General features: G+C 70.7%; 15 protein-coding genes. 5 read left to right on the top strand and 10 right to left on the bottom strand.

All coding sequences use genetic code 11. From position 1 onward, the window contains the following. Positions 1-881 precede the first annotated feature (881 nt). Positions 882-1,880: a tryptophan--tRNA ligase gene (gene trpS, locus ACIQ7Q_RS08655; RefSeq protein WP_403857964.1), complete on the top strand. Its 999-nt coding sequence runs from the start codon at positions 882-884 to the stop codon at positions 1,878-1,880. A gap of 94 nt (positions 1,881-1,974) precedes the next feature. Here the strand turns inward: trpS and proC are convergent, their stop codons facing one another. From proC to ACIQ7Q_RS08630, 5 genes are all read right to left on the bottom strand, one after another. After that, the gene (proC, locus tag ACIQ7Q_RS08650; protein WP_403857962.1) at positions 1,975-2,784 is read right to left on the bottom strand and encodes a pyrroline-5-carboxylate reductase; all 810 of its coding nucleotides are present in this window, start codon (positions 2,782-2,784) and stop codon (positions 1,975-1,977) included. Positions 2,785-2,917: 133 nt separating this feature from the next. Further along, complete coding sequence (locus ACIQ7Q_RS08645) at positions 2,918-3,655, bottom strand: ABC transporter permease (RefSeq protein ID WP_403857960.1); 738 nt, start codon at positions 3,653-3,655, stop codon at positions 2,918-2,920. Further along, positions 3,652-4,419, bottom strand: a complete 768-nt coding sequence (locus ACIQ7Q_RS08640; protein WP_403857958.1) for an ABC transporter ATP-binding protein — start codon at positions 4,417-4,419, stop codon at positions 3,652-3,654. The genes ACIQ7Q_RS08645 and ACIQ7Q_RS08640 overlap by 4 nt, the downstream gene beginning before the upstream one ends. 141 nt (positions 4,420-4,560) lie before the next feature. Continuing rightward, entirely contained in the window at positions 4,561-5,091 is a 531-nt protein-coding gene (locus ACIQ7Q_RS08635; RefSeq protein WP_403857956.1) for a hypothetical protein, read from the bottom strand. Between the two features lie 33 nt (positions 5,092-5,124). After that, positions 5,125-5,484 (bottom strand): peptidase, encoded by a 360-nt coding sequence (locus ACIQ7Q_RS08630; protein ID WP_403857954.1) that lies wholly within the window; start codon positions 5,482-5,484, stop codon positions 5,125-5,127. 138 nt (positions 5,485-5,622) lie between these two features. On the opposite strand from ACIQ7Q_RS08630, the gene ACIQ7Q_RS08625 reads away from it, so the two are divergent. Continuing rightward, positions 5,623-7,812 (top strand): PQQ-binding-like beta-propeller repeat protein, encoded by a 2,190-nt coding sequence (locus ACIQ7Q_RS08625; protein ID WP_403858025.1) that lies wholly within the window; start codon positions 5,623-5,625, stop codon positions 7,810-7,812. Between the two features lie 73 nt (positions 7,813-7,885). Here ACIQ7Q_RS08625 and ilvD read toward each other — a convergent pair whose 3' ends face one another. The 4 genes from ilvD to ACIQ7Q_RS08605 all read right to left on the bottom strand — a co-directional run bounded on the left by ilvD (position 7,886) and on the right by ACIQ7Q_RS08605 (position 12,289). Continuing rightward, positions 7,886-9,736 (bottom strand): dihydroxy-acid dehydratase, encoded by a 1,851-nt coding sequence (ilvD, locus tag ACIQ7Q_RS08620; protein ID WP_403857952.1) that lies wholly within the window; start codon positions 9,734-9,736, stop codon positions 7,886-7,888. A gap of 102 nt (positions 9,737-9,838) precedes the next feature. After that, positions 9,839-10,519 carry a TetR family transcriptional regulator gene (locus tag ACIQ7Q_RS08615; protein ID WP_403857950.1) on the bottom strand — a complete coding sequence of 227 codons (681 nt, stop codon included), beginning with the start codon at positions 10,517-10,519 and terminating at the stop codon, positions 9,839-9,841. Next, a complete protein-coding gene (locus ACIQ7Q_RS08610) occupies positions 10,516-11,334 on the bottom strand; it encodes a sugar phosphate isomerase/epimerase family protein (protein WP_403857948.1) in 819 nt (272 codons plus the stop codon). Before ACIQ7Q_RS08610 ends, ACIQ7Q_RS08615 begins: the two co-directional genes overlap by 4 nt. A 22-nt stretch (positions 11,335-11,356) precedes the next feature. Further along, the gene (locus ACIQ7Q_RS08605; protein ID WP_403857947.1) at positions 11,357-12,289 is read right to left on the bottom strand and encodes a Ppx/GppA family phosphatase; all 933 of its coding nucleotides are present in this window, start codon (positions 12,287-12,289) and stop codon (positions 11,357-11,359) included. Between the two features lie 40 nt (positions 12,290-12,329). Between ACIQ7Q_RS08605 and ACIQ7Q_RS08600 the strand changes: the two genes are divergently transcribed. Then, positions 12,330-13,148 carry a hypothetical protein gene (locus ACIQ7Q_RS08600; protein ID WP_403857945.1) on the top strand — a complete coding sequence of 273 codons (819 nt, stop codon included), beginning with the start codon at positions 12,330-12,332 and terminating at the stop codon, positions 13,146-13,148. A 60-nt stretch (positions 13,149-13,208) separates the two neighbouring features. Here the strand turns inward: ACIQ7Q_RS08600 and ACIQ7Q_RS08595 are convergent, their stop codons facing one another. Further along, complete coding sequence (locus ACIQ7Q_RS08595; protein WP_403857944.1) at positions 13,209-14,894, bottom strand: hypothetical protein; 1,686 nt, start codon at positions 14,892-14,894, stop codon at positions 13,209-13,211. Positions 14,895-15,181: 287 nt separating this feature from the next. Here ACIQ7Q_RS08595 and radA point away from each other — a divergent pair, with 287 nt between their 5' ends. Further along, positions 15,182-16,624, top strand: a complete 1,443-nt coding sequence (gene radA / locus ACIQ7Q_RS08590) for a DNA repair protein RadA (protein WP_403857942.1) — start codon at positions 15,182-15,184, stop codon at positions 16,622-16,624. 44 nt (positions 16,625-16,668) lie between these two features. After that, on the top strand, positions 16,669-17,793 hold the full coding sequence (gene disA, locus ACIQ7Q_RS08585; RefSeq protein ID WP_403857940.1) for a DNA integrity scanning diadenylate cyclase DisA: 1,125 nt from the start codon (positions 16,669-16,671) through the stop codon (positions 17,791-17,793). The last annotated feature ends 7 nt before the right edge of the window (positions 17,794-17,800 follow it).

Genomic DNA, 17,800 nt, shown 5'->3' with positions numbered 1-17,800 from the left:
AGCGTTCGTCCTGAGCCAGGATCAAACTCTCCATGAATGTTTACTCGGCCGGTGAACTGGCACCGCCGGTGCACATCCGAAGAGCGGAACAACCGGTCGGAATAAGACCGGTCGTTCACAGCGTCCTCGCTGTGTATCGCCACCCCGCAAGCGGGATGGACTTTTCAAAGGAACCTCGACCATCCGAAGATGGACGGGGTATCAACATATCTGGCGTTGATTTTTGGCACACTGTTGAGTTCTCAAGGAACGGACGCTTCCTTTGTACTCACCCGCAGAACACTTTCTGGGGCTTTCCTCCGGGCGCTTCCCTTCGGTCTTGCGTTTCCGACTCTATCAGATCTTCCCGATCCGATTTCCTCGGTGTGCTTTCCGGCCTTTCGGCCTTCCGGCGGTTCCGACTCTATCAGATCCTTTCGGGCCTGATTCCCAGTCAGAATGGGTTTGTCTTCCCGGCTGTTGGGCCGTTCCGAACGAGTGAGACTTTAGCGGAATCCTGCCTCCCGACGCTAATCGGGTCGGCGTTCCTTCGAACGCGGATTCCTCATTTCGCAAAAGCGCACGAAAGGCAGGCGACAAGTAATGCCGCTCGCGAGAAGTGGTCCTTGCAGAATGGCTGTCCGGGGCCGACCGGGGTCGGTGCTCACGTCGGACAACTCGGAGAACACTACGGACGGCGGTTCTCGCTGTCAACCTGTGCCCTGCGGGCGTACCCTGAGCCCATGACATCGCGTACGTGCCTCACCCAGTGGTGGGCCGCCTGACGGCGGCCGGCACCTACGCATGCACCCACGGCCGCCGCTTCGGCGGCCGTTCGCGTATCTCCCTCCGGGAGTCCGGCCGCTGGAGGCGGCGGCTTCGACCAGGAGAAGGAGAACGAGATGACGCGGATCTTCAGCGGGATCAAGCCGACAGGACATCTGACCCTCGGCAACTACCTCGGGGCGTTGCGCCGGTGGGTCGAGGTGGACCAACAGCAGGCGGACGCGCTGTTCAGCGTGGTCGATCTGCACGCACTGACGGTGGAGCACGACCCGGCGCGGGTCCGCAGACTCAGCCGCCAGGCCGCGACGCTGATGCTCGCGGCGGGTCTGGATCCCGAGCTCTGCACGATCTTCGTGCAGAGCCATGTGGACGAGCACGCCCGCCTCTCCTACATCCTCGAGTGCACGGCGACCGACGGCGAGCTGCGGCGGATGATCCAGTACAAGGAGAAGGCCGCGCATGCTCGGGCGGCCGGGCAGAGCGTGCGGCTGTCCCTGCTGACGTATCCGGTTCTGATGGCCGCGGACATCCTGGCGTACGGGACCGACGAGGTGCCGGTCGGCGAGGACCAGACTCAGCATGTCGAACTGACACGTGATCTCGCGGTGCGGTTCAACCAGCGTTACGGGCACACCTTCACCGTTCCACGGGCGACGCATCCGCCGGTGGCGGCCCGTGTCATGGATCTCCAGGACCCGACATCGAAGATGGGGAAGTCCCACGAGGCTGGGGCGGGCATCGTCTATTTGCTCGACGAGCCCGACGTCGTACGCAAGAAGATCATGCGGGCCGTCACGGACAGCGGGCGTGACGTCGAGTACGACCGGGAAGCACGTCCCGGCGTGGCCAATCTGCTGGAGATCCTGTCGGCCTGCTCGGGACGGAACCCGAACGAGCTGGCCGGTGTATACGAGTCGTACGGGGCGTTGAAGAAGGACACGGCCGAGGCGGTGGAGGAGCTGCTGAGGCCTGTCAGAAAGCGGCACGCCGAGCTCGCGGCCGATCCGGGACATGTCGACGAGGTACTGAAGCAGGGGGCAGAGCGGGCCAGGGCGATGGCCCGCCCGACGGTCGACGCGGCGTACCGGGCGATCGGTCTGCTGCCGTCCGCCTGAGGTGCGCGGGACACGTGCGCGGCACATACGCGGGACATAGGGGTGCGGCCTGCCGTCGGGATGTCACGGCGGCAGGCCTGACCGAAGAGCTGTCTCAGCCGTTTCCGGAGGCGAGCTCGCGGCTTCGGTCGCGGGCCGCTTCGAGGGCGGCGATCAGTGCGGCTCGTACGCCGTGGTTCTCGAGTTCGCGGATGGCGCTGATGGTGGTGCCGGCGGGGGAGGTGACTGCTTCACGGAGTTTCACAGGGTGCTCGCCGCTGTCGCGGAGCATCACGGCGGCGCCGATCGCGGCCTGGACGATCAGGTCGTGGGCCTGGGCGCGCGGGAGGCCGAGGAGGATGCCGGCGTCGGTCATGGCCTCGACCAGGAAGTAGAAGTACGCCGGCCCGGACCCGGACAGGGCGGTTGCGGCGTCCTGCTGGGATTCGGGGACGCGGAGGGTCTTGCCGACCCCGCCAAAGATCTCCTCGGCGTGGGCGACGTGTTCGGTCGTGGCGTGGCTGCCGGCGGAGATCACGGACATGCCTTCGTCGACGAGTACGGGGGTGTTGGGCATGACGCGGACGACAGGGGTGCCCGTGGCCAGGCGCTCCTCGATGAAGGAGGTGGTGATACCGGCGGCGGCGCTGATGACGAGGCGGTCGGCGGTGATGTGGGGGCCGAGTTCGTCGAGGAGCTTGCCCATGTCCTGGGGCTTGACGGCGAGGATCAGGGTGTCGGCGCGCTTGGCGGCTTCGGCGTTGGTGACGGGCTCGACGCCGTAACGGGTGCGCAGCTCCTCAGCGCGGTCGGTGCGGCGGGTGGTGACCAGCAGGTTCGCGGGCCGCCAGCCGGCGCGAATCATTCCGCTGAGAAGCGCTTCGCCGATCTTGCCCGTACCGAGGACTGCGACTGTCTGGGTCATGGCTCTGTTCACCTCGCCGGTGGGGATACGTGCGGACATCCTTTCACCAGGGGCCTGGTCACGCCGTGGTGTCCGAGTGTCGGTACGTGCGCTTCAGTGCGGCTTCGGTGCGGCCGTCGTCGGACGGTGAGCGTCAGGCGGTGCGGCGGCGCAGGGTGGCCGCGCCGAGGGCGAGGACGAGCAGTGCACAGGCGGCGACGACCAGGACGTCCCCGATGAAGTCTCCGGTGACGTCGGGGTGGCGCAGTACTTCGCTCATGGCGTCGACGGCGTAGGACATGGGCAGCGCGTCGGAGATCGCTTCGAGGGCGGGCTGCATGTTGTCGCGGGGTGTGAACAGGCCACAGAGCAGCAGTTGGGGGAAGATCACGGCCGGCATGAACTGGACGGCCTGGAACTCGGAGACGGCGAAGGCGGAGACGAAGAGTCCCAGCGCCGTGCCGAGGAGCGCGTCGAGGAGCGCGACAAGGAGCAGCAGCCAGGGCGAGCCGACGATGTCGAGACCGAGGCCCCACAGTGCGAGGCCGGTGGCGAGGACGGACTGAAGGACGGCGACGAGCCCGAAGGCGAGGGCGTACCCGGCGATCAGGTCGGCTTTGCCGAGCGGCATGGCGAGGAGGCGTTCCAGGGTGCCGGAGGTGCGCTCGCGCAGGGTGGCGATGGAGGTCACCAGGAACATCGTGATCAGCGGGAAGATCCCGAGCAGTGAGGCGCCGATGGAGTCGAAGGTCTGCGGGCTGCCGTCGAAGACGAAGCGGAGCAGGAACAGCATCACGCACGGCACAAGGATCATCAGGGCGATGGAGCGCGGGTCGTGGCGGAGCTGCCGCAGGACGCGTGCGGCGGTGGCGAGGGTGCGGGCGGAGCTCATCGGACGTTCTCCTGAAGGGCGTTGGCCTGGTCGACCAGATGGAGGAAGGCCTGTTCCACGGTTTCCGAGCGGGTGCGGATGCGCAGGTCGTCCGGGGTGTCCTCGGCGAGGATCTCACCGTCGCGCATGAGGAGGAGGCGGTGGCAGCGTTCGGCCTCGTCCATGACGTGGGAGGAGACGAGGATCGTCGCGCCGCGTTCGTCGGCGAGGCGGTGGAAGAGGTCCCAGAGGTCGCGGCGCAGGACGGGGTCCAGGCCGACGGTGGGTTCGTCGAGGACGAGGACCTCGGGGGTGCCGAGCAGGGCGACGGCGAGTGAGACGCGGCTGCGCTGTCCGCCGGAGAGCCGGCCGGCGAGCGAGTCCGCGTGCGAGGCGAGGTCGACGTCCGCGATCGCCTGGGTGACGTACTGGTCGCGGGTGTCGCGATGGTGGCGGCCCGGGAGCAGCACGGAGGCGAAGTAGTCGAGGTTCTGGCGGACGGTGAGGTCGTCGTAGACGGACGGCGCCTGGGTGACATAGCCGATACGGGAGCGGAGTGCGGCGTTGCCGGCAGGGCGGCCGAGGATCTCCAGGGTGCCGGTGACCTTGGCCTGGGTACCGACGACCGCGCGCATCAGGGTTGATTTTCCGCAGCCGGAGGGACCGAGGAGGCCGGTGATGCGGCCGGGGAGGACGGTGAAGTCGAGACTGCGCAGGACGGTGCGGTCGCCGCGTACGACGGTGAGGCCGCGGGCCAGGACGGCGATCCCGGAGGAATTCATCATACGATGAATAATGCGCCTGGGGGTACGAGCCGTCAAGCACTCGCGCCCGGGCACACCTTGACGGGTGTGACCGGGCGCGGGCCGAGGTCGTGGCTTTTGGATCCTGGCCGGCCGGCTGCCGGCCGCCTGGCTGCCGGCTGCTCAGCTGCGCTTGGGCCTGCCGCCCTTCGGCCGACGGCCCGCGGGGTTGCCGCTACGGGTGCTGCGCCGCTTCTCGTACTGCTTGAGCGCCGTCTCGTACTCGGCGCGACGGAGCTTCTCGCCGGGTGCCTCGAAGAAACAACGCAGGAAGTAGGCGATGAGCGAGCCGATGAAGCCGATCATCTTCAGGCTGCGCAGCGCGTCCTCGGCCCGGGAACCGTCGGGCCGGCGGGAGAAGCTCTCCCAGGTCTTGCGGAAGGCGATGGCGCTGCACACCGCGAACATGACCACGACGATGACGTTCACGAAGCTGCCGACCTCGGCGATCGCCAGGCCCTGGTAGGAAAGACGCAGCACCATGGCGGCCGCGAAGGCGGTGATCAGCGAGCCGGCGGCGAGACCGGCCCGGCGCAGCCCGTAGCCCCCGTCGTGGCCGACCCAGGTCGTGCCGAAGAAGCGGATGGGCTCGGGCTCGGGGCCGCCGGTACCGGCCTGGCCGTGCGCGTTACTGTTCTCGGTCTGGTCGCTCACGGGGTCGATTATCCCGCGTGCAGCGGTGACCGGTCAGGAACAGCGCGGAGCGACGTAGCCGTCACTCCCGGTCTGTACGTAGGCGTCGGAGACGAACTGGCCGTTGGCGATGTTGTCCCAGAGGTCGGTCGTCCCGTACGGGCCCGCGATGGTCTCGCCCGGCTTCTGGCAGTAGATCGGCACGCCGGCGCCGTACGGCAGGATCTTGACGAGCCGGTATTGGGTGCCGGGGCCGCTGCGGACGTTCAGCCGGACGCCCGGCGCGACCGGGTAGCGCTTGGCGGCCATGGTCTGCACCGCTTCGGCCGCACCCCCGACCTGGGCGCCCTGGACCTCGGCGTCGTGCGTGTCCGCGTTCTGCTTCTCCGCGTTCTGTATCTCTTCAAGTGCCATCGGACTTTCCCCCGTTGTCGTCGATGTGGATGTGCGGCGTGTCCGCCGCGCGCAGGCTAGCAAGCCATGGCCGGATCGCAGGCACCATCGACTAGGCTCCGAGCGTCGCGTGTGCGCACCATCAGACGGGGGTGGGAGATGCCACCGCTGCGCAGCACCGGGCCATTCCCGGAAGCGGAGCATCCGGAATTTGCGGGCCAGTACCGCCTGGAGGCATGCCTGGGCAACGGAGGCATGGGCGTCGTCCATCTGGCCACCTCTGCCTCGGGGTTGCGGCTCGCTGTCAAGGTCATTCATGCCGAGCACGCCTCCGATCCGGAGTTCAGAGCGCGCTTCCGGCAGGAAGTCACGGCCGCCCGACGGGTCAGCGGAGCATTCACCGCGCCGGTCGTCGACGCCGACCCGGATGCCGAACGGCCGTGGATGGCCACCTTGTTCATCGACGGACCGACGCTCGCGGAGCGGGTGAAGCGGAACGGTCCCCTTGATCCGGTCGAGCTGCGCAGGGCGGGCGCGGGTCTCGCGGAGGCGCTGCGCGACATCCACCGTGCCGGCGTGGTGCACCGCGACCTCAAACCAAGCAATGTGCTTCTGGCCGCAGATGGGCCGAAAGTCATCGACTTCGGCATCTCGCGTCCCTCGGACAGCGACCTGCACACGGAGACGGGCAAGCTGATCGGTACGCCGCCGTTCATGGCGCCCGAACAGTTCCAGCGGCCGCGCGAGGTCGGGCCGGAGGCGGACGTGTTCGCGCTCGGTGCGGTGCTGGTGCACGCGGCGACCGGACGGGGCCCGTTCGACTCCGACAGCCCGTACATCGTGGCGTACCAGGTGGTGCACAACGATCCGGACCTGGCGGGGGTGCCGGAGGATCTCGTACCACTGCTGGCGCGTTGTCTCGCCAAGGACCCACAGGAGCGGCCGACGCCGTACGAGTTGATGGTCGCGTTGCGGGCGTCGTCACCCTCGTCCGCGTACGACACCCAGGCGTACATACCGGCGCAGCGCGAGCCGGATCCCGTCGAGAACCCCCGGCCCGTCACGCGGGCGGCCCCGACCCCGGGAGCCCCGGTCCCCGAGACGGGCGGCGTCACCGGACCGGCCGGTTCGCCGCGGGGACGGCTCGGCCGGACGGCGCGCTGGTGGGCGAGCGCCGCGGCGTTCGCCCTGCTGCTCACGGGCGGGATCGTGGCCGTCGGCGCGCTGACCGACGACGGCGTGGACCGACCCACCCACACGACACGCGCCGAGGAACGCTCAGGGCCGTGGAACGCCACCCTGCCCGGCGGCGACGGCGCGACCGGAACCCCGGTCTGCACGGCGACCGGCGGCGGGCTCTACTGCAGCGCGCCCGGCGTGAAGGCCGCCCGGCTCAACCCCGCGGACGGAAAGGTGCTCTGGTCGGTCGCGGCGCGCGCCGACACGTCCACGCAGAGCGACGAGAGCCTGTTGCCCGTCGTCGCCGGGGGACTGCTGCAGGTGATGACGCCCGGCAGCGGCCGTTTCGAGGCGCTCGATCCCGGCACGGGTGCGGTGCGCTGGGACATGGATGTCTCCGCGTATCCCACGGTCCGCTCCGTGGGCGACACCGTGCTGCTGATGTCGGACGCCGGTGCGGTCCGGGCCGTCGACGCCGCGACGGGCCGTGACCGCTGGCGTGAGCAGCACGGCGGACCCGGCTCCCAACTGGTCGCCGCCGCCGGGGGCGGACCGGCTCTCACCGTGACCTCCTCACCGGACGGCGCGTCCACCCAGGTCACCGCCTTCGACACGGCGCGCGGCGAGCGGCTCTGGACGAAGCGGCTGCAGGGTTCGCTCCAACCCGTGCAGCTCTCGGACGAGGGCGTTCTGCTACTGCTCGCCGCAGACACCGACGGCTTCACCACCGCGGTCGTACGGCTCGACACGGCCGACGCCGGCCGGCCCGTCCGTCGCATCCCGCTCGCCGTCCCGGTCGACCAGGCACAGGCAGGTGTGGCCGGCGACGTGGTCCTGCTCGCCGGTGCGGGCGGCTCGCTTCTCGCCCTCGACACCACAAAGGTGCCCGGCGGCGCGCAGCTGTGGCGGCTGGAGACCTCGGCCGCCCGGCTCTCCCGCCCGGTCGCGGGCACAGGAGCGGTGTACGTGTCGGCCGCGGACGGTCGGCTGCTCGCCGTCGACGCGACGCTCGGACGACTCACCGGCCAGACCTCGCCGCGCATGGCGGACGACGGCTCCACGCTCGCGTCCACGCTGCCCGCGCCGGTCCATGCCGACGGCAAGGTGTTCGCGTCCTCCCCCGACGGGTCGGTCTTCGCGGTGGACGCGAAGGACCCGGCGCGCTGGTGAGCACGCCGGGTCCTTGAAATGAGTGGGTCCCCCCCGGGCGGGCCGACCCGGGGTGGGCCGGCCCGGGGGTGGGTCAGCCCAGCTTGGAGACGTCCCTGACGGCGCCCTTGTCGGCGCTCGTCGCCATCGCCGCGTACGCCCGCAGGGCCGCGGTGACCTTGCGCTCGCGGGACTTCGGGGCGTACACGCCGTTCAGCCCCTCGCGGCGGGCCGCCAGCGTGGTGTCGTCGACGAGCAGCTCGATCGTGCGGTTCGGGATGTCGATACGGATGCGGTCGCCGTCCTCGACGAGCGCGATCGTGCCGCCCGAGGCCGCCTCCGGGGAGGCGTGGCCGATCGACAGACCGGACGTGCCGCCGGAGAAACGGCCGTCGGTGATCAGGGCGCACGTCTTGCCGAGTCCGCGGCCCTTCAGGAACGACGTGGGGTAGAGCATCTCCTGCATGCCGGGTCCGCCCTTGGGGCCCTCGTAGCGGATGACGACCACGTCGCCGTGCGTGATCTCCTTGCGAAGGATCTTGTCGACGGCCTCTTCCTGCGACTCGCAGACGACGGCCGGACCTTCGAAGGTCCAGATCGACTCGTCGACGCCGGCGGTCTTCACCACGCAGCCGTCCTCGGCGAGGTTCCCCTTGAGGACAGCGAGTCCGCCGTCCTTGGAGTACGCGTGCTCCGCGGAGCGGATGCAGCCGTTCTCGGCATCCTCGTCCAGCGCCTCCCAGCGCTCGGACTGCGAGAAGGCGGTGGCGGAGCGGACGCAACCGGGCGCCGCGTGCCACAGCTCGACGGCCTCGGCGGACGGTGAGCCACCGCGCACGTCCCAGGTCTTGAGCCAGTCCGCGAGGGACGGGCTGTGCACGGAGTGGACGTCCTCGTTCAGCAGTCCCGCGCGCTGCAGCTCACCGAGGAGGGCCGGGATGCCGCCTGCCCGGTGCACGTCCTCCATGTAGTACGTGCGGTCCTTGGCGACGTTGGGCGCGACCTTCGCGAGGCAGGGGACGCGGCGTGAGACGGCGTCGATCTCGTCGAGGCCGAACTCGACGCCCGCCTCCTGGGCCGCCGCCAGCAGGTGCAGGATCGTGTTCGTCGAGCCGCCCATGGCGATGTCGAGGGCCATGGCGTTCTCGAAGGCCTTGATGCCGGCGATGTGGCGCGGCAGGACGGTCTCGTCGTTCTGCTCGTAGTACCGCTTGGTGATCTCGACGACCGTCGCGCCCGCGTTCTCGTACAGCGCCTTGCGTGCGGTGTGGGTGGCGAGCACGGAGCCGTTGCCGGGCAGGGAGAGACCGATGGCCTCGGTCAGGCAGTTCATCGAGTTGGCGGTGAACATGCCGGAACAGGAGCCGCAGGTCGGACAGGCGTTCTCCTCGATGCGGAGGATGTCCTCGTCCGAGATCTTGTCGTTCACCGCGTCCGAGATCGCGTCGACCAGGTCGAGCGTGCGGACCGTGCCGTCGACGAGCGTCGCGCGGCCGGACTCCATCGGACCGCCGGAGACGAAGACGGTGGGGATGTTGAGGCGCAGCGCGGCCATCAGCATGCCCGGGGTGATCTTGTCGCAGTTGGAGATGCAGATCAGCGCGTCCGCACAGTGCGCCTCGACCATGTACTCCACGGAGTCGGCGATCAGGTCGCGCGACGGCAGCGAGTAGAGCATGCCGCCGTGGCCCATGGCGATGCCGTCGTCGACGGCGATGGTGTTGAACTCGCGCGGCACGGCGCCCGCGGCCTTGATCGCCTCGGAGACGATCCGGCCGACCGGCGCGAGGTGCGTGTGGCCGGGGACGAACTCGGTGAAGGAGTTGGCGACGGCGACGATCGGCTTGCCGATGTCCTCGCTTGCTACGCCCGACGCCCGCATAAGGGCGCGGGCGCCCGCCATGTTGCGACCGTGGGTGACAGTGCGGGACCTCAGCTCGGGCATCGCGCTCGCTCCTTAGGCGTCCTGAGGACGGATGGGTCTCTGTCGAGCCTACGCCGTCGCTCCAAGATCTGGACATCGTGTCCGAAATGCGGGACGAGTGGCTCAGTCCTCGGGCGCCCCGGTGTCCGGTGTGTCGGCGGCGTCCGGTGAAGCGGGCGCAGCCGGGCCCGACGGGTCGGCCTCCGTCAGGTACCGCTGGAGAGTCGGCGCGACCATCCTCACGATGTCCTCCGGATCCGCCGACGCCAGCGGCTCCACCTGGATCACGTACCGCAGGATCGCGATGCCGACCATGTGCGAGGCGGCGAGCTCGGCACGGAACCGCGGGTGCGGTACGTCCAGTTCCGCCGCGACCCGCTCCAGCAGCCGCCGCAGCACGAACCCGCGCAGCACCTTCGCCGCCGCCTCATGGGTCAGCGCGGACCGTATGACGGCCAGCATCGGGGCCCGGGTCGCCGGGTTCTCCCACACGCCGATGAAAAAACGCGCCAGCCGCTCGCCGATGCCCGCCGAGCCCTGTCCCAGGATCTGCGGGACGACCATCGCCGGCTCGAACGAGACCTCGATGGCGGCCGCGAAGACGTCGTCCTTGGTGCCGAAGTAGTGGTGCACGAGTGCCGCGTCCACCCCGGCCGCCCGCGCGATGCCGCGCATGGTGGTCTTGTCGTAGCCACGCTCCGCGAACTCGGTGCGCGCCGCCTGGAGGATGCGCTCCTGTGCCCCCGGCCCCTCGTCCGCCGCTTTGCGGGCCGGACGGCCGCGGCGTCTGCGCTCCTCCGTCATGAGATGCGGGTGGCCGACGCGAGGTGCAGCCGCGTGAAGGCCAGCGCCTCCGCCAGGTCGGCCTCTCGTTCGGCGGCGGACATGGCGCGACGCGTGTTGACCTCGATGACGACATGGCCGTCGAAGCCCGTACGCGCGAGCCGCTCCAGCAGCTCGGCGCAGGGCTGGTCACCACGGCCGGGGACGAGGTGCTCGTCCTTCGCGGACCCCCTGCCGTCGGCGAGGTGCACATGGCCCAGCCTGTCACCCATGCGGTCGACCATCGCCATGGTGTCGGTGCGGGCGGTCGCCGTGTGCGAGAGGTCGACCGTGAAGTGGCGGTAGTCCTCCTTGGTGACGTCCCAGTCCGGGGCGTAGGCGAGCATCTCGCGGTCCCGGTAGCGCCACGGGTACATGTTCTCCACGGCGAACCGCACGTCCGTCTCGTTCGCCATCCGCCAGATCCCGCTGACGAAGTCGCGGGCGTACTGCCGCTGCCAGCGGAACGGCGGGTGCACGACGACCGTCGACGCCCCGAGCTTCTCCGCCGCGGCGCGCGCCCGCTGGAGCTTGACCCACGGATCGGTGGACCACACGCGCTGGGTGATCAGCAGACAGGGCGCGTGGACGGCGTGCACGGGCACCTGGTGGTAGTCGGAGAGCCGGCGCAGCGCCTCGATGTCCTGGCTGACGGGGTCGGTCCACACCATGACCTCGACACCGTCGTAGCCGAGGCGCGCGGCGATCTCGAAGGCCGTAGCCGTCGACTCCGGATAGACGGAAGCAGTCGACAGGACAACCTTCGCATCCGGGATGCGCACCACTGGTTCTGCCACGCAGACAGGGTACGGGGCCGAACTAGGCGGTAGGGAGGTGATCGAGACGGCGCAGGATGAGTCCCTCGCGCAGCGCCCAGGGGCAGATCTCCAGCTTCTCCACGCCGAAGAGGTCCATCGCACCCTCCGCGACCAGGGCTCCTGCGAGTATCTGGCGGGCCCGTCCCTCCGACACGCCGGGCAGACCGGCGCGCTGCTCGACGCTCATGGCGGCCAGCTTCGGCACCCATTCCTCCAGCGAACTGCGACTCAGATCACGCTGCACGTACAGCCCCTCCGCCGAGCGGGCGGCACCGGCGATACGGGCCAGCTGCTTGAAGGTCTTGGAGGTCGCGACGATGTGGTCCGGCCTGCCGAAGCGGCTGAACTCGCCGACCGTGCGGGCGATCTCAGCCCTCACATGGCGGCGCAGCGCCTTGACGTCGCTCATGTCCGGCGGGTCGCCGGGCAGCATGCCCGCGGTGAGCCGTCCGGCGCCGAGCGGCAGGGACACGGCCTTGTCGGGATCCTCGTCGATGCCGAACGCGATCTCCAGGGAGCCGCCGCCGATGTCGAGGACGAGCAGCTTCCCCGCCGACCAGCCGAACCAGCGGCGGGCGGCGAGGAAGGTGAGACGGGCCTCCTCCTCGCCGCTCAGCACCGTCAACACGACGCCGGTCTCGTCCTCGACCCGTGCCAGTACCGCGTCCGCGTTGGTGGCCTCGCGCACCGCGGAGGTCGCGAAGGCGAGGACCTCTTCGCAGCCCTTGTCCTCGGCGGCCTGCAGGGCGTCGGTGATGGTGTCGATGAGACGGTCGACACCATGGGGGCCGATCGCCCCGTCCTCGTCGAGCAGTTCCGCGAGGCGCAGTTCGGCTTTGTGCGAGTGGGCGGGCAGCGGCCGTGCACCGGGGTGTGCGTCGACCGCCAGCAGGTGCACCGTGTTCGAACCGATGTCGAGGACTCCGAGTCTCATGGACGGAACGCTACTGCGGCCGCGCGCATACGCTGGACCCGTGCCAAAGACGAAAAAGGCGAAGCCGGGCAAAGCCAACCCGTTGAAGAAGATCCAAGAAGACGAGAAGGGTCTGGACTTCGCCCGTGCCTGGGTGGAGTTCCCCGACCCCGCGGACGACGAGCAGGTCTTCCGCTGCGACCTGACCTGGCTGACCTCCCGCTGGAGCTGCATCTTCGGCAGCGGCTGCCAGGGGATCCAGGCGGGGCGCGCCGACGACGGCTGCTGCACGCTGGGGGCGCACTTCTCCGACGAGGACGACGAGAAGCGGGTCGCCGGGCACGTGGCGCGTCTTACTCCGGACCTGTGGGAGTTCCACGACGTCGGCACGAGCACCGGCTGGGTGCAGCAGGACGACGACGGCGAGCGCCAGACGCGCCGCTGGGAGGGTTCCTGCATCTTCCAGAACCGCCCCGGTTTCGCGGGCGGGGCGGGCTGCTCGCTGCACATCCTGGCGCTGCGTGAGGGCCGCGAGCCGCTGGAGACCAAGCCCGACGTGTGCTGGCAGCTGCCGGTGCGGCGCACGTACGAGTGGATCGACCGCCCCGACGACACACGGGTGCTTCAGGTGTCGATCGGCGAGTACGACCGCCGTGGGTGGGGCCCGGGCGGCCACGACCTGCACTGGTGGTGCACGTCGGCGACGTCCGCGCACGGCGCCGGCGAGCCGGTGTACGTGACGTACCGCCCGGAGCTCACGGAGCTGATGGGCAAGGCTGCGTACGACGTGCTCGTCGAGCTGTGCGAGGCCCGGCTCGCCTCGGCCCTGCCCCTCCTGGCTCCCCACCCGGCGGATCCGCCGCGCCCAGGCGCCCACTGACGGACGGGCGCCTTCTGACGGACGGGCGAGGGCGTCCCGGCGGGGCCGGGGCGCCCTCTTTCAGTTCGCCGGCGGGGGTGTCGCCGGTTCGGTGGGCGGGGTGGGGGTCGGTTCCGACTGGGTCGGGTCGGGGTCCGGCGAGGACGGCGGGGGACTCGACGGCGGCGTCGGGTCCGGATCCGGGTCCGGCGAGGACGGCGGGGGACTCGACGGCGGCGTCGGGTCCGGATCCGGGTCCGGCGAGGACGGCGGGGGCGTGGGAGTCATCGCACCGTGGCCGCGAATCGACACGACCGCGCCGGAGGGATCGACCCCGACGCGGGCCCGCCACGGCCCGGCCGGCTCGCGGGAATGGTCGACGACGACGTACAGGGTGATCGTTTCGCCGGGGTTCAGCGTGCCGGAGGCCTGGCTCAGGTACAGCCAGTGCGCACCTGTCCACGCGGACCAGCTGACCGGGGAGCCGCCGGACGCGGTGAGCGTGATGCGGGTGCCGTCACCGGCCGGCTCCGCCTCGACCGTGATCCGGCCGGGGCCCGGCTGTCCGGGCACGGTCGGCGACGCGGGCGCCTCATCGCTGATCACCTCGACCGAGACGTCCGGCGAACGCCGGTTCGCCGTGAACCGCGGGTCCGGCGTCGCGCTCGCGTTGCCCGCGTTCTCGTAGAGGTCGTACGGGGCAGCCGCCCCTCCCCCGTCCGTATGCTCGCCCGCACTGACAGCGGGGCCGCCCCGCGCTTCTCCGGTCAGCGGCGCTCCTCGGTACGCCGCCCACAGGGCAAGCACCGGAGCCGCCACCACCGTGGCCACGACCGTCGTCGTCACGGCCCGCGCCCGTAGCCGGTCACGGCGGGCCGCATGGTCCTTCGGGTCCAGGGGGAAGCCGCCGGGGCCGAAGCGCGGACCGCCCGCACGCGCACGGGGCACGTGCAGCATGGCCATGTACGCGGCGGCCCGCGGAGCTTCGACCAGCGGCAGCGCGGCCGGTGTGACGGCCGAGCCGGGCCACGGCCCGTCCGCGCCGGCGCGCTCCGCGGCGCGCCGGCAGCGCGGACAGTCGTCGACGTGGCGTACCAGTTCCTGGCGCAGCGCCGCGGAGAGCAGCACACGATTGTCGCCGGTGAGCCGTGCGACAGCCGGGCAGTTACCCTTCTCGACGACGGCGAGCGCGGCGCGGGTGCGCTCCACTTCGCAGGCCGCTGCCGCGAGGAGCTCGCGGGTGGCGGCCGGTTCGGCGCCGAGGACGGCGGCCACCTGACCGGCCCCGAGGCCGTGGCGCACGGCGAGTTCGAGGGCCTCGCGCTGCTCGGGCGTGGTGCCGGCGGCCTCGGGCCAGGCCAGCTCGGCCAGTTCGGCGCGGTGGCGCTCCGCGGTCTCCGGCGGGACGCGGGGCGCGTTCTCCTCTGATGCCGCGGGCCGCCCGGTGTGGGCGCCCTTGCGCTTGCGCCGCTGTTCGGTCAGCCGGCGCAGGCAGGCCCACCGTGCGAGCGCGTACATCCAGGCCTTCCGCTCGGCCGCGCCGGCCGGGCAGCGTCCGTGCTGTCGTTCGGCGATGGCGAGGACGTCACCGAGCACCGCCGTAGCCGCGTCGTGGTCGCACAGTACGGAGAGGCAGTAGGTGAACAGGCCGTCCAGGTACGGCTCGTAACGGGCGGGCGGCCTCTGCGGCGACGTACGGGGGGCGCGTCGGTGTGCCCGGTGTGCACCGGTGGTGGGGGGAAGGGGTTCCAGCCTGCTGCTCGTCACTCCGTGACCGTAGGGGCAGGAGCAGAGGCCGTTCGCACCCCTTGAACACTTTTAATCCCTACGGGTGAACAGTTCCCTCGAAGGGGGACAGGAACATCCAATTCCGGCGCCCGTGCACTACCGCCCACGCTCCCCGGCGCACGCCGCGCGCTGCCCCCTCCACAACTCCGGCGCACGCCTGCGCACTCCCCCTTCCCCACCCCCGGCGCACTCCCGCACGCTCCCCCATTCGCTTCGTCCTTCGGCCGGGCGGCGGCACTGTCGGTGGCCACCGTTACGGTTTGCGCATGGCTGCCCGTACGAAATCCGCGAAGGACCGGCCGTCCTACCGCTGCACCGAATGCGGCTGGACGACCGTCAAGTGGCTCGGCCGCTGCCCCGAGTGCCAGGCCTGGGGCACGGTCGAGGAGTACGGCGCACCCGCCGTCCGCACCACCGCCGCCGGCCGCGTCTCCACCGCGGCCCTGCCCATCGGCCAGGTCGACGGCCGGCAGGCGACCGCCCGCACGACCGGCGTCGCCGAGCTCGACCGCGTCCTCGGAGGCGGGCTGGTGCCCGGCGCCGTCGTGCTGCTCGCGGGCGAGCCGGGTGTTGGCAAGTCCACGCTGCTGCTCGACGTCGCGGCCAAGGCGGCGAGCGACGACCACCGCACGCTCTATGTCACGGGCGAGGAGTCCGCGAGCCAGGTCCGGCTGCGCGCCGACCGGATCAACGCCCTGCACGACCACCTCTATCTGGCAGCGGAGACCGACCTCTCCGCGGTGCTCGGCCATCTGGACGCGGTCAAGCCTTCGCTGCTGGTCCTGGACTCCGTGCAGACCGTGGCGTCCCCAGAGATCGACGGCGCTCCCGGCGGCATGGCCCAGGTCCGGGAGGTCGCGGGCGCGCTCATCCGCGCCTCCAAGGAACGTGGCATGTCGACGCTGCTCGTCGGCCATGTCACCAAGGACGGCGCCATCGCCGGCCCGCGGCTGCTGGAGCACCTGGTGGACGTGGTGCTCTCCTTCGAGGGCGACCGGCACGCCCGCCTGCGCCTGGTCCGCGGCGTGAAGAACCGCTACGGGGCGACGGACGAGGTCGGCTGCTTCGAGCTGCACGACGAGGGCATCACCGGCCTCGCGGACCCGTCGGGCCTGTTCCTGACCCGACGGGACGAACCGGTCCCCGGCACCTGTCTGACGGTCACCCTGGAAGGCCGCCGTCCTCTGGTCGCCGAGGTTCAGGCACTGACCGTCGACTCCCAGATCCCCTCCCCCCGGCGCACAACGTCGGGCCTGGAGACCTCGCGCGTGTCGATGATGCTGGCGGTGCTGGAGCAGCGCGGCCGTATCTCCGCCCTCGGCAAGCGCGACATCTACAGCGCGACGGTCGGCGGGGTGAAGCTTTCCGAGCCCGCCGCGGATCTGGCCATCGCCCTCGCCCTCGCGTCCGCAGCGAGCGACACCCCGCTGCCGAAGAATCTGGTCGCGATCGGCGAGGTCGGCCTCGCGGGCGAAGTCAGAAGGGTCACCGGAGTCCAGCGCAGGCTGGCGGAGGCGCACCGTCTCGGCTTCACACATGCCCTGGTGCCGACCGATCCCGGCAAGGTCCCTGCCGGTATGAAGGTCACAGAAGTGGCCAACGTGGGGGATGCTCTACGGGTGCTTCCGCGCGGCCGTCAGGGCGGCTCGGGCGGCGGCTCACGCAGAGAGCGGGCGGAGGCCCCACGGGAGGAGGAAGCTCGCCGGTAGACTTTGCCCTGGTCTCGCCCACCCGTACGAGCCGGAGGAGTGCAGTGGCAGCCAAGGACGGGGCATCAGCACCCGGAAAGTCCGGCGGAGGCTCCGGCAACGAAGCGCTGATCCGCGCCGCCCTGAGCGCCGTCGCCCCGGGCACCGCCCTGCGCGACGGACTGGAGCGCATCCTCCGCGGCAACACCGGAGGTCTGATCGTTCTCGGCATGGACAGGACCGTCGAGTCGATGTGCACCGGCGGTTTCGTGCTGGACGTGGAGTTCACCGCCACCCGGCTGCGCGAACTGTGCAAGCTGGACGGCGCGCTCATCCTCGACAAGGACATCTCCAAGATCCTCCGGGCCGGTGTGCAGCTCGTCCCGGACGCGTCGATCCCCACGGAGGAGACGGGCACCCGGCACCGCACCGCGGACCGGGTCTCCCGGCAGTGCGGCTTCCCCGTGGTCTCCGTCTCGCAGTCGATGCGCCTGATCGCGCTGTACGTGGACGGCGAGCGCCGGGTCCTGGAGGAGTCGGCGGCGATCCTGTCCCGCGCCAACCAGGCCCTCGCCACCCTCGAGCGGTACAAGCTCCGCCTCGACGAGGTCGCGGGCACGCTCTCCGCCCTCGAGATCGAGGACCTCGTCACGGTCCGGGACGTCACAGCGGTCGCCCAGCGACTGGAGATGGTGCGCCGTATCGCGACCGAGATCGCCGAATACGTGGTGGAGTTGGGCACCGACGGCCGTCTGCTGGCCCTCCAGCTCGACGAGTTGATCGCCGGCGTGGAGCCCGAACGCGAGCTGGTCGTCCGGGACTACGTGCCCGAACCGACTGCGAAGCGCTCGCGCACGGTGGACGAGGCGCTCGCCGAGCTCGACGCGCTCAGCCACGCCGAGCTCCTCGAACTGGCCACTGTCGCAAGAGCGCTCGGATACAGCGGCTCCCCGGAGACGCTCGACTCCGCGGTCTCCCCGCGCGGTTACCGGCTGCTGGCCAAGGTTCCGCGGCTGCCGGGCGCGATCATCGAGCGGCTCGTCGAGCACTTCGGCGGGCTGCAGAAGCTGCTTGCGGCGAGCGTGGACGACCTGCAGGCGGTGGACGGCGTCGGCGAGGCGCGGGCCCGCAGCGTACGGGAGGGCCTGTCGCGGCTCGCCGAGTCGTCGATCCTCGAGCGGTACGTGTAGCGCGGGG

The sequence above is a fragment of the Streptomyces sp. NPDC096176 genome (genome assembly GCF_044763255.1).
GTDB lineage: Bacteria > Actinomycetota > Actinomycetes > Streptomycetales > Streptomycetaceae > Streptomyces.
The sequence above is the reverse complement of the archived record's forward strand: the minus strand, read 5'-3'. Positions and strand labels throughout refer to the sequence as shown.